At 71.6% G+C, this 13,128-nt stretch carries 13 protein-coding genes; 4 read left to right on the top strand and 9 right to left on the bottom strand.

The features are described 5' to 3' along the window. Positions 1 to 3: 3 nt before the first annotated feature. Genes G5C66_RS19000 through G5C66_RS18970 form a run of 7 tightly spaced genes read right to left on the bottom strand, consistent with a single transcriptional unit; the run spans position 4 to position 8,232 of the window. Positions 4 to 1,611 (bottom strand): dipeptide ABC transporter ATP-binding protein, encoded by a 1,608-nt coding sequence (locus G5C66_RS19000; RefSeq protein ID WP_165112498.1) that lies wholly within the window; start codon positions 1,609 to 1,611, stop codon positions 4 to 6. Beyond that, positions 1,608 to 2,735: a serine hydrolase domain-containing protein gene (locus G5C66_RS18995; RefSeq protein WP_165112497.1), complete on the bottom strand. Its 1,128-nt coding sequence runs from the start codon at positions 2,733 to 2,735 to the stop codon at positions 1,608 to 1,610. Before G5C66_RS18995 ends, G5C66_RS19000 begins: the two co-directional genes overlap by 4 nt. After that, positions 2,732 to 3,901 carry an anhydro-N-acetylmuramic acid kinase gene (locus G5C66_RS18990; protein ID WP_165112496.1) on the bottom strand — a complete coding sequence of 390 codons (1,170 nt, stop codon included), beginning with the start codon at positions 3,899 to 3,901 and terminating at the stop codon, positions 2,732 to 2,734. Before G5C66_RS18990 ends, G5C66_RS18995 begins: the two co-directional genes overlap by 4 nt. Beyond that, the gene (gene murQ, locus G5C66_RS18985) at positions 3,901 to 4,818 is read right to left on the bottom strand and encodes an N-acetylmuramic acid 6-phosphate etherase (RefSeq protein WP_165112495.1); all 918 of its coding nucleotides are present in this window, start codon (positions 4,816 to 4,818) and stop codon (positions 3,901 to 3,903) included. Before murQ ends, G5C66_RS18990 begins: the two co-directional genes overlap by 1 nt. Then, positions 4,815 to 5,699 carry an ABC transporter permease gene (locus tag G5C66_RS18980; RefSeq protein WP_206444304.1) on the bottom strand — a complete coding sequence of 295 codons (885 nt, stop codon included), beginning with the start codon at positions 5,697 to 5,699 and terminating at the stop codon, positions 4,815 to 4,817. The genes murQ and G5C66_RS18980 overlap by 4 nt, the downstream gene beginning before the upstream one ends. Further along, positions 5,696 to 6,712 carry an ABC transporter permease subunit gene (locus tag G5C66_RS18975; protein ID WP_206444303.1) on the bottom strand — a complete coding sequence of 339 codons (1,017 nt, stop codon included), beginning with the start codon at positions 6,710 to 6,712 and terminating at the stop codon, positions 5,696 to 5,698. Before G5C66_RS18975 ends, G5C66_RS18980 begins: the two co-directional genes overlap by 4 nt. Further along, a complete protein-coding gene (locus G5C66_RS18970; protein WP_165112494.1) occupies positions 6,691 to 8,232 on the bottom strand; it encodes an ABC transporter substrate-binding protein in 1,542 nt (513 codons plus the stop codon). Before G5C66_RS18970 ends, G5C66_RS18975 begins: the two co-directional genes overlap by 22 nt. Before the next feature lie 144 nt (positions 8,233 to 8,376). Here G5C66_RS18970 and G5C66_RS18965 point away from each other — a divergent pair, with 144 nt between their 5' ends. From G5C66_RS18965 to G5C66_RS18950, 4 genes are read left to right on the top strand one after another with little or no spacing between them, the layout of a single operon-like run. Beyond that, the gene (locus G5C66_RS18965) at positions 8,377 to 9,255 is read left to right on the top strand and encodes a MurR/RpiR family transcriptional regulator (protein ID WP_165112493.1); all 879 of its coding nucleotides are present in this window, start codon (positions 8,377 to 8,379) and stop codon (positions 9,253 to 9,255) included. Positions 9,256 to 9,313: 58 nt separating this feature from the next. Continuing rightward, positions 9,314 to 9,661 carry a hypothetical protein gene (locus tag G5C66_RS18960; protein ID WP_165112492.1) on the top strand — a complete coding sequence of 116 codons (348 nt, stop codon included), beginning with the start codon at positions 9,314 to 9,316 and terminating at the stop codon, positions 9,659 to 9,661. Beyond that, the gene (locus G5C66_RS18955; RefSeq protein ID WP_338144227.1) at positions 9,658 to 10,089 is read left to right on the top strand and encodes a phage holin family protein; all 432 of its coding nucleotides are present in this window, start codon (positions 9,658 to 9,660) and stop codon (positions 10,087 to 10,089) included. Before G5C66_RS18960 ends, G5C66_RS18955 begins: the two co-directional genes overlap by 4 nt. Further along, entirely contained in the window at positions 10,086 to 10,373 is a 288-nt protein-coding gene (locus G5C66_RS18950) for a DUF3618 domain-containing protein (RefSeq protein WP_165112491.1), read from the top strand. The genes G5C66_RS18955 and G5C66_RS18950 overlap by 4 nt, the downstream gene beginning before the upstream one ends. On the opposite strand, the gene G5C66_RS18945 is transcribed toward G5C66_RS18950, so the two are convergent. Together G5C66_RS18945 and G5C66_RS18940 are read right to left on the bottom strand one after the other, a co-directional pair. After that, positions 10,360 to 11,787 carry a pyridoxal phosphate-dependent decarboxylase family protein gene (locus G5C66_RS18945; RefSeq protein WP_165112490.1) on the bottom strand — a complete coding sequence of 476 codons (1,428 nt, stop codon included), beginning with the start codon at positions 11,785 to 11,787 and terminating at the stop codon, positions 10,360 to 10,362. The genes G5C66_RS18950 and G5C66_RS18945 overlap by 14 nt on opposite strands. Beyond that, entirely contained in the window at positions 11,784 to 13,127 is a 1,344-nt protein-coding gene (locus G5C66_RS18940; protein WP_241248658.1) for an MFS transporter, read from the bottom strand. Before G5C66_RS18940 ends, G5C66_RS18945 begins: the two co-directional genes overlap by 4 nt. Position 13,128 lies beyond the last annotated feature (1 nt).

Genomic DNA, 13,128 nt, shown 5'->3' with positions numbered 1-13,128 from the left:
GGGTCAGGACGGCTGCCGCCGCGGCTGTGGAACCGCCGCGACGAGCTGCTGGGTAGACGGGTGCTGCGCGGAGCGGAACACGGTGGCGGGGGCGCCGTCCTCGACGATCTTGCCGGACTGCATGACGTAGACGTGGTGGGCGACGAGCTGGACGACGGCGAGGTCGTGGCTGATGAAGAGGTAGGAGAGCCCCTGGTCGCGCTGCAGCGAGACCATCAGGTCGAGGATCTGCTCCTGCACGAGGACGTCGAGGGCGCTCACGGCCTCATCCATGACCACGAGCTCGGGGTCGAGGGCGAGCGCACGCGCGATCGCGACACGTTGCCGCTGGCCGCCGGAGAGCTCGTGCGGGCGCCGGTGGGCGTACGCGGCGGGCAGCGCCACCCGGTCGAGCAGGTCGACCACCGCCTTGCGGCGGGTCGCGGCGTCGCCGATGCGGTGGACCCGCAGCGGCTCCTCGATGACCTGGGCGATGGTGTAGCGCGGGTCGAGCGAGGCGTACGGATTCTGGAAGACCGGCTGGACGGCACGCCGGTAGGCGAGGAGCTCCTTCCCTCGGAGGCCGCCGACCTCGGTGCCCCGGAAGCGGATCGAGCCGGCGTCGGACCGTTCGAGACGGAGAGCGAGGCGCGCGGCGGTCGACTTGCCCGACCCCGACTCACCGACGATGGCCACCGTACGTCCCCGTGGGATGGTCAGGGCGACCCCGTCGACCGCGCGCAGGTGCTCGCGCTGGCCGCGGAGCCGGTAGCGGCGTACGGCGCCGGTGATCTCCAGCAGGGTCTCGGGCTCCTCGTCGGTGGCCGCCGGGGCGACCTTGGTGTCGGACATCGCCGGTGCGGCGGCGAGCAGCCGCTGGGTGTACTCGTGCTGCGGGGCGGCGATGAGCGTGGCCGCGTCACCGCTCTCCACCACCCGGCCGCGGTGCATGACGACGACCCGGTCGGCACGCTCGGCGGCCAGGGCCAGGTCGTGGGTGATGAGGAGCACGGCGGTGCCGAGCTCGGTGGTGAGCGCCGTCATCTGATCGAGGACGCGACGCTGCACCGTGACGTCGAGGGCGGAGGTGGGCTCGTCGGCGAGGAGGACCTCGGGACGGCAGGCGAGCGCCATCGCGATGAGCACGCGCTGCCGCATCCCGCCCGAGAACTCGTGCGGGTACTGCCTGTAGCGGGCGACGGGCCGGTCGATGCCGGCATGGCCGAGCAGCTCGATGGCACGTGCACGGGCGGTCTGCCCGGAGGCGAGCCCGTGGACCTCGAGCGCCTCGGCGATCTGGGCGCCGACCGTCATCACCGGGTTCAGGTTGGTCATCGGATCCTGCGGCACCAGGCCGATGCGCCGACCACGGATGGCGGTCATCGCCGCCTCGGACGTCCGGGTGATGTCGTGGTCGCCGAGCCGGATCGTGCCGCCGGTGATCCGGCCGTTCTCGGCGAGCAGGCGGTTGACGCACGAGGCGAGCGTGGACTTGCCCGAGCCGGACTCGCCGACGACCGCGACGGTCTCGCCGGCGACGAGGTCGAGGGAGACGTCATGGAGCGCCTGGACCGGCCCACGACTGGTGTCGAAGGTGACCGAGAGGCCGCTCACGGACAGGACGGGACTCATCGGTCCTCCAACAGGTCGGCCGCCTCGAGCAGCACGGAGATGATGTCGCCACCGGACACGACATCGGGGAGCCGGGTGGGAGTGCGGTCGATCGGTCCGAGCGGACCGTGCAACCGGGTGGCGCCACCGGCGACGACGACACCGGTGGCGGGGGCGATGGCGAGGTAGGTGCCGGTGAAGCCGGGATGCTGCAGGTAGGTGACCTCGCCGCAGTGGCCGAGGAACGCGCCCAGAGCCTGGTCGGGGTGCTCGGCATGTGGCGTCGCGAAGCGGTCGAGCACCTCGCGCGGCACGAACGTGCCGTCGCACAGGGCCGCTCCGTACCTCAGCAGGTCCTCGACGGTGGCGAAGAGCCCGGCGTGACCGGCGACGCCGTCGAGGACGTGGGCGGCGTTGCCGTCGTCGACCTCGCCGCGGAGGTGGTGGTCGCGCCATCCGTCGAAACGGCTCGGTCGGATCCCGAGGGGATAGGGCTCGTCGGTGGCGAGCATGGCGTGCTCGTAGCCGTCGCCGTCCGCGCTGGTCGCGGCGAGCTCGGAAGCGACCGGCCCGAAGCGGGCGGAGAGTCCCAGGGGTGCGGCCACGAGCTGGTCGTAGGCGCGGTCCAACCGGAGCGTGGTGATCTGCTCGATCACCGCACCGAGGAGGATCATGCCCAGATCGGAGTAGGACCAGCCCGTTCCCGGCCGGTAGGCCAGCGGAAGCTCCTGGACCAGCTGGATCGCGTCCTCGCGCCGTCGAGTGGCGGCGTAGAGGGGCCACCACGGCTGCAGGCCGGCGGTGTGGGTCAGCAACTGCTCGACGGTCGCCTGGTCCTTGCCGTCCCGGCCGAACGACGGCAGGTGTCGGTGCACGGGATCGCGCAGCCGCAGCTCGTCGGAGGCGACCAGCCGCATGGTGATCGCGGTGGTCGCGGCGAGCTTGGTGACCGAGGCGAGGTCGAGGAGGTGGTCGGGTCGCATCGGCACCCCCGGACCTGCTGCCGAGGGCAGCTGCGCCCAGCCGGCGGCGGCGACCTCCGACCCGTCCGGGGTGCGCACCCCGATCACGCTCCCTGCCGGGTGGTTGCCGTTGCTGCCGAGGGTCAGGAGGCGGTCGACGTACGCCTGAAGGGGCTGGGTCATCGTTCGAACACCAGCGTCTCGGGCCAGGAGGCGATCGGGGGTGGCGGTGGGCTGGCATGGCTGATCCGGCCGAGTACGCGCGGCCCGGCCGCTCCGGTGCAGCTGGCCACGTTGCCGGGAAGGCCGTGGACGGTGGCCCACCCGATGAGTGCGAACGCGACGGCCTCCTTGTGGTCCGACGGGACGCCGAGTGCGTCGCTGGTGACGATCCGCACGCCCGGCAGGAGCTCGCCGAGCCGTCGCATCAGCACCGGGTTGCGTACGCCGCCGCCGGAGGCCACCAGGACCTCGACGCCGGCATCACGGACCGCGTCGGACACGGAGACGGCGCTCAGCTCGGTGAGGGTGGCGACGAGGTCGGGAAGCGACGGCTCCACACCGGCGCGGGCGAGCGCGGAACGTACGAAGCCCAGGTTGAACAGCTCCTTGCCGGTGCTCTTCGGCGCCGGCTGGGTGAAGTAGGGCGAGTCCAGCAGCGCCTCGAGCAGCATCGGGACGGCCGTGCCCCTGGCAGCGAGCTCGCCGTCGCGGTCGAAGGTGGCGCCCCCGGGTGCGTCGGTGACGACCGCGTCGACGAGCGCGTTCGCAGGCCCGATGTCCCAGGCCACAGGGTCGGCCTCCGGGCGGCACACCGTGACGTTGGCGATACCGCCGAGGTTGAGCGCCGCGGCGACGGCCCCGTCCTGGGTCGCGGACGCCAGCAGCCGGACGTCGAGCAGCGGCACCAACGGCGCGCCCTGCCCGCCCGCGGCGATGTCGGCGGCGCGTACGTCGGAGACGACGGTCGCGCCGGTCGCCTCGGCGATCCAGGCGGGCTGCCCGAGCTGGAGCGTGCCGAGCGCGCGACCGCCCTCGACCCAGTGGAAGACGGTCTGTCCGTGGGTGCAGACGACGTCGACACCACCGGTGTCCTCGATCGCCTGCTTCGCGGCCGCAGCGAACGCCTGCCCGATCTCGGTGTCGAGCTCGCAGACGACGTCGAAGCCGACCGGCGCCGGGGGCAGCGCCTCGATGATCCGGTGGCGCAGGCCGGACGCGTAGGGCACCGAGCTGCGGTGCACGATCCGCGCCCCCAGAGCGTCTCCGGCGAGATCGTGGTCGAAGTCGACGACCGCGACGTCGATCCCGTCGTGAGAGGTTCCGGAGATCATCCCGAGCACGCGCATCAGCCACGCTCCTCGAGGACCGTCCGGAGCCGGCCGCCGGCCCGGTCCAGCGCCAGCGACGCCTCGGCGGGGGAGAGGCCGGTGAGCAGCGTCGCGATCGCCAGCTTGGCGTGCCACCCCGCCGCGTCCAGTGCTGCGGTCGCGGCCGCGGCGTCGACGCCGGTGGCCTCGGTGACGATGCGGACCGCGCGATGGCGCAGCTTGGCGTTGCTGGCTCTCATGTCCACCATCAGCGATCCGTACGTCCTGCCGAGCTGCACCATGGTGGCGGTGGAGAACATGTTGAGCACCATCTTGGTCGCGGTGCCGGCGCCGAGCCGGGTCGACCCCGAGACGATCTCGGCGCCGACCGGCACCTCGATGCCGTGGGAGGCGACCCGTGCCAGTGGCGAGCCGAGGTTGCACGAGAGCCCGACGGTGAGAGCCCCAGCTGCTGCCGCGTGCTCGACGGCGCCCAGGACGTACGGCGTACGTCCGCTGGAGGCGATCCCCACGACCGTGTCGAGCGGCCCGATGCCGAGAGCCGCCAGATCCGCGGCGCCGGCCTCGCTGTCGTCCTCGACGCCCTCGGCCGCATCCAGGAGCGCTGCCGGGCCTCCGGCCATCACCCCGACCACGACGTCCTCGACTCCGAAGGTCGGCGGCACCTCGGAGGCATCGAGCACCCCGAGCCGGCCCGAGGTGCCGGCTCCGACATAGATCAGCCTGCCGCCCTCCCGCATCCGCTCGGTCGCAGCAGTGACGGCGGCGGCGATGGCAGGGAGCGCGGAGCGTACGGCATCGGCGATCGTCGCGTCGCGCGCGTTCATGAGCGCGACCAGGTCGGCGACCGAGAGCTGGTCGATCCCGGGTCCGCCGGTGGGGTTCGACGCCTCTGTGGTGAGTCCGTCGAGCGTCGATGCGTCATCGGCATTCATCGGCCGCCTCCTCGTGGGTCGAGCGCGGCCCGGAGGCCGTCGCCGAGCAGGTTCAGGCCGACCACGGCCAGGATCAGTGCGGCACCGGGCGCGTAGAGCATCCACGGAGCGACGCTGGTCAGCGTCTGCGCCGCGTAGACCATGCCGCCGAGCGACGCCGCGGGGGGAGGAGTGCCGAAACCGAGGAAGCTGAGCGCTGCCTCGGTCAGGATCGCCCACGACAGCGACAGGGTGACCTGCACGACCAGGATGCCGAGGATGTTCGGCAGCACGTGGGCGAAGAGGGTGGAGAGCCGGCTGCGGCCGATGGCGGTCGCGGCGAGGACGTACTCGGCGTTGCGCAGGGTGAGCACCGGTCCACGGGCCACCCGAGCGAAGATCGGCAGGTAGACCACCGCGATCGCGATCGCCACGGTCAGCCAGCTGCGCCGCAGGGTGGCGGCGAGCGCTAGCGCGAGCAGCAGCGAGGGGAAGGCGAACAGCACGTTGGTGATGACCCCGACCACCCGGTCGACGACCCCTTGGAAGTAGCCGGCCAGGATCCCGAGCAGCACCCCGCCGAGCGCGGCCGCGGTCACCGAGACCAGCGCGATCCGCATCGAGTTGGCCAGACCGGAGCAGACCCGCGCGAAGATGTCCCGGCCGAACTGGTCCGTCCCGAACCAGTGGCTCCCGTTCGGCCCCTGAAGGGACTCCCGTACGTCCTGGGCCGACGGATCCGGCCCGATCCCGGTCGCACCCACGATCGCGAGCACGGCCACGAGCGCCATCAGGGTGAGGCCGACGATCCCGCCCGGCGTACGGAAGGCGTTGACCCAGCGGCCGGAGGCCCGCGTCGGCGCGACCTCGGGTGTCTCGTGCATGTCGGCAGCGGCGCTCATGATGCCCGGATCCTGGGGTCGACGAGACGGTAGAGGAGGTCGGTGACGAGATTGACCAGCACGAACATCGCCGCGATCACCAGCACGGTCGACTGCACCACGGCGTACTCCTTCTGCTCCAGTCCGAGGAGCACCTGCCGCCCGATGCCGGGGATCGCGAAGATCTGCTCGGCGACGAGCGCGCCGCCGAGCAGGAAGCCGAACTGCAGGCCGCTCATGGTCACCACCGGGATGAGCGCGTTGCGCAGGATGTGGCGCACCTGCAGCCGGCGGTCGGGCACGCCTTTGGCGCGGGCGGTCCGGATGTAGTCCTCGGAGCGGACGCTGAGGATCGCGGCGCGCGTCGTCTGCAGGATCGGCGGGGCGATGCTGATCCCGAGCACGAGCGACGGCAGCAGCATCTGCTGGAGGTTGAGCGCCGGGTCTTCGGCCAGCGTGCGGAACCCCTCGCCGTTGGGATACCAGCCGACGGTGTCGACCAGCCAGCTCGACACCGCGGCGGCGAGCAGGAACGACGGCACCGAGAGCGCGACCAGGCTGGTCAGCTGGCTGATCTGGTCGCGCGCCCGTCCGGGTCGGCTCGCCGCCAGCATTCCGCCGGGTACGCCGAGGAGGAGGCCGATGCCGATCGCGAGCACGGCGAGCTCGACGGTGATCGGCAGCGCCTGGGCGGTCATCGACAGCACGCTGAGATGCGAGGTCGCCGAGATCCCCAGGTTTCCGGTGAGCACGCCGCCGAGCCAGCCGAAGTACTGGGACACCAGCGGCTCGTCGAGGCCGTAGTAGGACTCCAGGACCTCCAGCTGCTCGGGCGAGAGGTCGCCTGCGGCCGTCCCGTACGCCGCGGTGATCTGGTCCCCGGGGACGACCCGCAGCAGCACGAACGTGAACAGCGAGACACCGATGAGGGTCAGCACCGCCTCGCCGACGCGGCGCGCCGCCGGGTGGCGCCCGAGTGCGCCGACCCGGTGGCTCAGACCGGTGGCGGCGCTCAGGAGACCGAGGCCTTCCACAGCGTCGAGATCGAGGCGTCGGTGCGTTCCTCGAGCCCCTTCACTCCCTTGTTGGCCACGACGTACATCTCGGGGGTGAACAGCCAGACCCAGACCGCCTGGTCGACCAGATGCTGCGAGATCTCCTCGTAGATCGGCGCTCGGGCGTCGGTGTCGGTGGTGGCGATGCCCTCGGCGAAGAGCTTGTCGAGCTCCGGGGAGCTGTAGCCGGCGACCTTGTTGAAGCTGCCCGCCTTGGTGAAGTAGCGGCCGTACATCGTGTTCGGGTCCGAGCTGCCGCCGTTCATCGCGATCGCGGCGTCGAAGTCGGCGGCCAGCCACCGCTCGACGTAGGCGTTGGAGTCCAGCGCCTCGACGTTGACCTTGATGCCCACCTTCCCGAGCTGTGCCTGGATGTTCTGGGCCTCGTCCACCGCGGTCGAGTAGAGGCCCTGGGAGGTCATCAGGTTCAGCGTGAACCCGTTCGGCTTGCCCGCCTTGGCCAGGTAGTCCTTCGCCTTGTCGAGGTCCTGCTCGGGGCAGGGCTGGGCCTCGGGGTCCGAGCGGTATTCCGGCGAGGTGATCGGCCCGGTCGGCTTGCCCGACCCGAGGGCCGCGGACTCGATGACGTCCTCGCGCGAGATGGCGCACTGGATCGCGAGCCGGGCGTTGACGTCCTTCAGCGTCGGCGACGACGCCCGCAGTTGCAGCACGTGGTAGGAGAGCGAGTCGACCGTGGTGCTGGTGGTCTGTCCCGAGGTCGCGGTCTTCGCGGTCACCGGGTTGTCGAAGATCGCCACGTCGACCGCGCCCGTCTTGAGCGAGGACACCATCGACTGCTCGTCGGGGATGACGCGGAACTCGACCGTCCTCGCACCCGGCTCGCCGGCGAAGTAGTCGTCGTTGCGGGTGAGCGTGATCGACTCGTTCGGCGTACGACTCTTGAACTGGTAGGGCCCCGAGCCGATCGGCTTCGACTCCAGGCTCTTCGGGTCCGCGTCGGAGGGCACGATCGCGGTGTTCACCGCGGTCAACCCGGACACGAAGGACGCGTCGGGCTGCTTCAGGGTCACCACGACCGTCTGCGGGTCGGGTGCCTCGATGCCGGCCACGGAGGCGAAGTAGGACGCCGAGCTCGCGCTCGAGGCGGGGTCGATGATCGTCTCGTAGGTGTGCTTCACGTCCGCAGAGTCCAGCGCGGACCCGTCGGAGAAGGTGACACCGTCCTGGAGCGTGAAGGTGTACGTCTTCCCGTCCTCGGAGACCGTCGGCAGCTCCGCGAGACCCGCCTCCGGGACGCCTTCGGCGTCGGTGTTGAGGATCGGGCTGTAGATCTGGGACAGCACCTGGATCGACTGGGTGGACGTCGCCGTCCACGGGATCATCTGCGCCGGGTCGGCGGAGATGCCGAAGACCAGGGTGCCGTCGGGGTCGGCGGTGGAGCTCTCGCCACCGCAGGCGGCGAGCCCGGCCGCGAGCAGGGTGATCGCGACGGTGCCCGTCGCGATGGTGCGAATTCCGTGTCGTCGCTGCGTACTCACGGATCCTCCTAGGGGTGGGGCCAAGAGGTCGGGCGTCTGCCTGCTGCGGTGTCGCCCGCGGATCTGTCGATCGTATGACAAAATGTTTCCCATGTAACCCCGTAAGGGGTAATTAATGACATCGCAGGGCTGAGCGGGGAGACGATGACCGAGGACATCCTGGTACGCCTGCGGCAGGCCCTGCCCGGACTGCGGCCGAGCGAGCGTCGGCTCGCGGAGGCGGCCCTGGCCGACCCGGGCGTCGCCGCCGCGCTGACGATCACCGAGCTCGCCGCCCGGCACGAGACGTCGACCGCCACCGTCACGAGGCTGTGCCGCAACCTGGGTTTCGCCGGCTACTCGGCCTTTCGCCTGGCCCTCGCGCGAGCCGGTGCGAACGAGTCCGGCCGCCGGGTCGAGTTCGGCGTCTCCGAGGGTGACATCGACCCGGCCGACACGACGCGCGACGTCGTACGCAAGCTCGCCTACCAGGAGGCGCGAGCGGTCGAGGAGACCGCGGACCGGCTCGATCTCGACCAGCTCGACCGGGTCGTCGCGGCGATCACCAACGCCTCGGTGGTGGACGCCTACGGGTCGGCCTCCAGCGGTCTCGCCGCACAGGACCTCCAGCAGAAGCTGCGCCGGATCGGTTACCAGGTCAACGCCTGGGCCGACGCGCACCTGGCACTCACCAGCGCAGCCGTGCTTCCGCCGGACGCGGTCGCGGTCGCGTTCTCGCACTCCGGCGAGACCGAGGAGGCGATCTCGGCGCTGCGCATCGCCGCCGGCCGGGGCGCCTTCACCGTCGCCGTCACCAACTTTCCCCGGTCACCACTCGCCGAGGTCGCCGACGCCACCCTGACCACCGTCGCCCGGGAGACCCGGTTCCGCTACGGCGCCATGTCCAGCCGGATGGCTCAGCTGATGATCGTCGACGCCATCTTCCTCGCTGTCGCCCACGAGAACCCCGACGATGTCACCGCTGCGCTGGGCGCGACCCTGGACGCCGTCGCGTCCCGGCGCGTCAACCGGTCCCGGGCCTGACCGTCTATCTCCTCGCCGTCTGGGTACCGGCCTGACGTACAGCGATGAGGAGGAGCACATGTTCAAGAAATCAGCGTTGATGACTGCCTTCGGCATCGGCTACGTTCTCGGCGCGCGCGCTGGCCGCGAGCGCTACGACGCCATCGCTGCCAAGGCACAGAAGCTGTGGCACGACCCGCGGGTGCAGGACAAGGCACACCGCGCGGGGTTCGTGGCCAAGGAGAAGGCGGCGAGCGCGAAGCACACCGTCCAGGACAAGATGCCGGGCGACACCGCGCGGTCCACCTCGCCGACGGAGCCGGCTGCGCCGGCCTCGCCGACGCCGTATCCGCAGACGACGCCGAGCGGTCCGCGGCCGACCACCACGGACCCGGTGACCGACATGCCGCGGGGGTGGGAGTCGTGACGCTCCACCACCACCAGACCGACGCATCGATGGGTGAGCTGGTCTCGCGTCTCTCGACGGAGATGTCGAGCCTCGTCCGAGGCGAGCTCGAGCTCGCCCGACTGGAGCTGACCGAGAAGGCCAAGCACACCGGCAAGGGGGCCGGGGCGTTCGGCGCCGCCGGCCTGGTGGCGCTCTACGGTGTCGGGGCCCTGATCGCCACGGCGATCCTCGCGCTGGCGCTCGTCATGGACGCCTGGCTGGCCGCGCTGCTGGTCGGAGTCGTCCTCCTGCTGATCGCCGGCGGCATCGCCCTGTTCGGGAAGAAGCAGGTCTCCGAGGGAGTGCCGATGAAGCCCGAGCGCGCCACCGCGAACATCAAGCGCGACATGGAGGCTGTCAAGCACCACCGTCACGCCGAGGACCGCATCGTGAGGAGGACGCCATGACGCACAACACCACCCGACCGGTCGAGGCAGGTGGCCACAGCCTCGCCGACGTCGAGGCCGACCTCGACACCACCCGTCACGAGATGGCCGACACCCTCGACGAGCTCGCCGCGCGTCTGGACGTGAAGACGCGTGGGAAGGAGAAGGCCCACGAGGTCAAGGAGCGTACGCAGATGGCGGCCCGGTCCCGGGACGTGCAGATCCGAGGCGGCATCGTCGCCGCGATCGTGGTCGGCGCGATCCTGATGCTGGTCCGGAGGAAGCGTCGGCTCAAGACCGCGTAGGCCGGGTCAGCCGGTCCAGGAAGGCGACGAGCAGGGCCTCGCGCATTGCAGGGGTGGCCAGGTCGAGCATGGCATTGACCTCGGCCATCCGCTGCGGGAGCGCGAGGCCCTCCCGCCCGTAGGCGCCGATGAGCCCGGCGGCGAGCAGCAGGCCGTCGAAGTCGTCGTCGGAGAGGGCGAGCGGGTCGAGCTCCGCGATGAAGGCCGCGACGCCGGGGTCGACGGCGACGGGACCGGTGGCCACGGCTGCCGCGACCGCCTTGCCCAGAGCCTCGAGCAGTTCCTCGACGTGAGGACGGGTCGCGGCGCTCACCGACACGTGGATCGTGGCGGGGGACCCGGCGTAGGACATCTGCGGCTGGACGTACCAGCCACGGGCGGCCATCTCGTCGCAGACCGTGAACGGGTCGCAGCTGCCGTCGGTGGTGAGGGCGATCAACGTGGAGTCGGGGGTGCTGACGACGTCGATCTCGGGCATCTTCCCGATGCCGGCGCGGATCAGGTCGACGGCCTCGAAGACATCGCGGGCCAGCCGCTCGTAGCCGGCGTCGCCCAGGGAGCGCATCACCGCCCAGGCGCCGGCCAGCGGCCCGCCTGACTTCGTCGACTGCATCGTGGAGTTGAGCATGGTGTAGCCGGGCCATGCGGCCGAGGCGAAGAACTGCGGCCGCCGCAGCTCAGGGGTCCGGTGCAGGAGGATCGAGGTGCCCTTCGGGGCGTAGGCGTACTTGTGGAGGTCGACCGAGATCGAGGTGACCCCCTCGACCGCGAACGTCCAGGCCGGTACGTCCCGCCCCAGCCGCGCCGCATAGGGCAGCACCCACCCGCCGATGCAGGCGTCGACGTGACAGCGGATCCCGCGCTCGGCCGCGGCGGCCGCGATCGCGGTGACCGGGTCGACGACCCCGTGCGCGTAGGACGGGGCCGAGGCGACCACCAGCACGGTGCGGTCGTCCATCGCCGCGGCCATCGCCGCCGGATCCGCCCGGAAGTCGGGCCCGACCGGCACCAGCACCGGCTCGACCCCGAAGTAGTGCGCCGCCTTGTGGAAGGCGGCGTGCGCGGTCGCCGGCAGCACCATCCGGGGGCGCTCGATCCCAGGCCTCGAGTCGCGCGCGGTCTGCACCGCCAGCAGCACCGACTCGGTGCCCCCGGAGGTGACCGTGCCGACCACCGTCTCGGGTGCGTCGAGCAGGTCGGCGGCCGTGCCGACCACCTCGGTCTCCATCCGGAGCAGGCTCGGGAACGCGGTCGGGTCCAGGCCGTTGGAGCCGGCGTACGCCGCCACCGCCTCCCGGCCGATCCGGTCGATGTCGGGCAGGCCGGAGTCGTAGACGTAGGCGAGCGTGCGGCCGCCGTGCACCGGCAGGTCGGCGGACTGCATCGCGCGCAGCTGGGTCAGGGCGTCGGTCATGCGGGCACGGTTCCTTCCATGTCGCCGTCCACGTCGTCGGCGGTGAGCGAGTAACCCCGCAGCCAGAGCAGGCTGAGGACGACCAAGCACGCCGGCAGCACCGAGAAGCCGAGCGTGATCGCGGTCAGTGCGGAGTCGGGCTGGAGGACGTCGCTCCCGGTCGAGGAGCGGTAGCCACCGAGCGCGAGCACCACGGCGAAGACACCGGGACCGAGCGCCAGCCCGAGCGTCTCGCCGGCGGTCCAGACGCCGGTGTAGACGCCGATCCGGCTCGAGCCGCTGCGCCGGGCGTCGACGGCGGCCGCGTCGGGGAGCATCGCCATCGGGAAGACCTGGCAGCCGGCATAGCCGACCCCGACCAGGACCACCGCGGCATAGACCAGAGCGGCCGGTGCGATCTGGGCGGTTGCGGCGAGAAGCGCGCCGACGGCGAGGACGAGGGAGGCGGCGGTGTACCCGGCCTTCTTGCCGATCCTCGCCCCGAGTGCCGCCCACGTGGGGGTGAGCAGCAGCGCGGGGCCGACGAAGCAGACGAACAGCACCGTCGCCGCGCCTGCGCGGCCGAGCACGTCGGTCGCCAGGTAGTCGACCCCGGCCAGCATCGCGCCGAAGGCGACGGCCTGGATCACGAACGTGATCAGCAGCCGGCGGAAGTCGGGCGCCGCCGCGACGATCCGGAGCTGGTCGCGCAACCCGCCCGCGCCCGGCTGGACTGTGTGGACGGGCGCCCGGCGGGTGCCGGCGTACGCGCTGAGCACCCCGGCCAGGATGAGCACCGCCATCACCACGCCCATCACGCGGTAGCCGTCCCGGCCGCCGACGGCGTCGCGGATCATCGGCGCGGTGGCGCCGGCGAGCAGGATCGTCAGGGCCAGGATCGCGACCCGCCACGTCATCAGCCGGGTGCGCTCGTCGTACGACTCGGTCAGCTCGGCCGGCATCGCCACGTAGGGGACCTGGAAGAAGGCGTACGCCGTCGCGCAGCTCAGGAACAGGACCAGCACCCACAGCGCCTCGACCCAGGTCGTCATCGACGGCGCCGCGAACAGCAGCGCGAACGTCACCGCCAGCGTGAGGCCGGCCCGGCGCAGCCACGGTCGGCGCGGGCCGCGCGGGTCCACCGTCCGGTCGCTGATCCGGCCGGCGATCGGGTTGAGCACGACGTCCCACGCCTTCGGCGCGAACACGATGAACCCCGCCGCCAGCGCGGCGATCCCGACGCTGTCGGTCAGATAGGGGAGCAGCATCAGGCCCGGGATCGTGCCGAACGTCCCGGTGGCCACGGACCCGGAGCCGTAGCCGATACGCACCCCGAGCGGGAGGGTCGGGCTGGCGGACATG

This window comes from Nocardioides turkmenicus, assembly GCF_011045035.1.
Lineage (GTDB): Bacteria > Actinomycetota > Actinomycetes > Propionibacteriales > Nocardioidaceae > Nocardioides > Nocardioides turkmenicus.
The sequence above is the reverse complement of the archived record's forward strand: the minus strand, read 5'-3'. Positions and strand labels throughout refer to the sequence as shown.

Coding starts and splice junctions, on each gene's coding strand:
- G5C66_RS19000 (WP_165112498.1), bottom strand. CDS start 1,611: ATGAGTCCCGTCCTGTCCGTGAGCGGCCTCTCGGTCACCTTCGACACC.
- G5C66_RS18995 (WP_165112497.1), bottom strand. CDS start 2,735: ATGACCCAGCCCCTTCAGGCGTACGTCGACCGCCTCCTGACCCTCGGC.
- G5C66_RS18990 (WP_165112496.1), bottom strand. CDS start 3,901: ATGCGCGTGCTCGGGATGATCTCCGGAACCTCTCACGACGGGATCGAC.
- murQ (WP_165112495.1), bottom strand. CDS start 4,818: ATGAATGCCGATGACGCATCGACGCTCGACGGACTCACCACAGAGGCG.
- G5C66_RS18980 (WP_206444304.1), bottom strand. CDS start 5,699: ATGAGCGCCGCTGCCGACATGCACGAGACACCCGAGGTCGCGCCGACG.
- G5C66_RS18965 (WP_165112493.1), top strand. CDS start 8,377: ATGACCGAGGACATCCTGGTACGCCTGCGGCAGGCCCTGCCCGGACTG.
- G5C66_RS18960 (WP_165112492.1), top strand. CDS start 9,314: ATGTTCAAGAAATCAGCGTTGATGACTGCCTTCGGCATCGGCTACGTT.
- G5C66_RS18950 (WP_165112491.1), top strand. CDS start 10,086: ATGACGCACAACACCACCCGACCGGTCGAGGCAGGTGGCCACAGCCTC.
- G5C66_RS18945 (WP_165112490.1), bottom strand. CDS start 11,787: ATGACCGACGCCCTGACCCAGCTGCGCGCGATGCAGTCCGCCGACCTG.
- G5C66_RS18940 (WP_241248658.1), bottom strand. CDS start 13,127: ATGTCCGCCAGCCCGACCCTCCCGCTCGGGGTGCGTATCGGCTACGGC.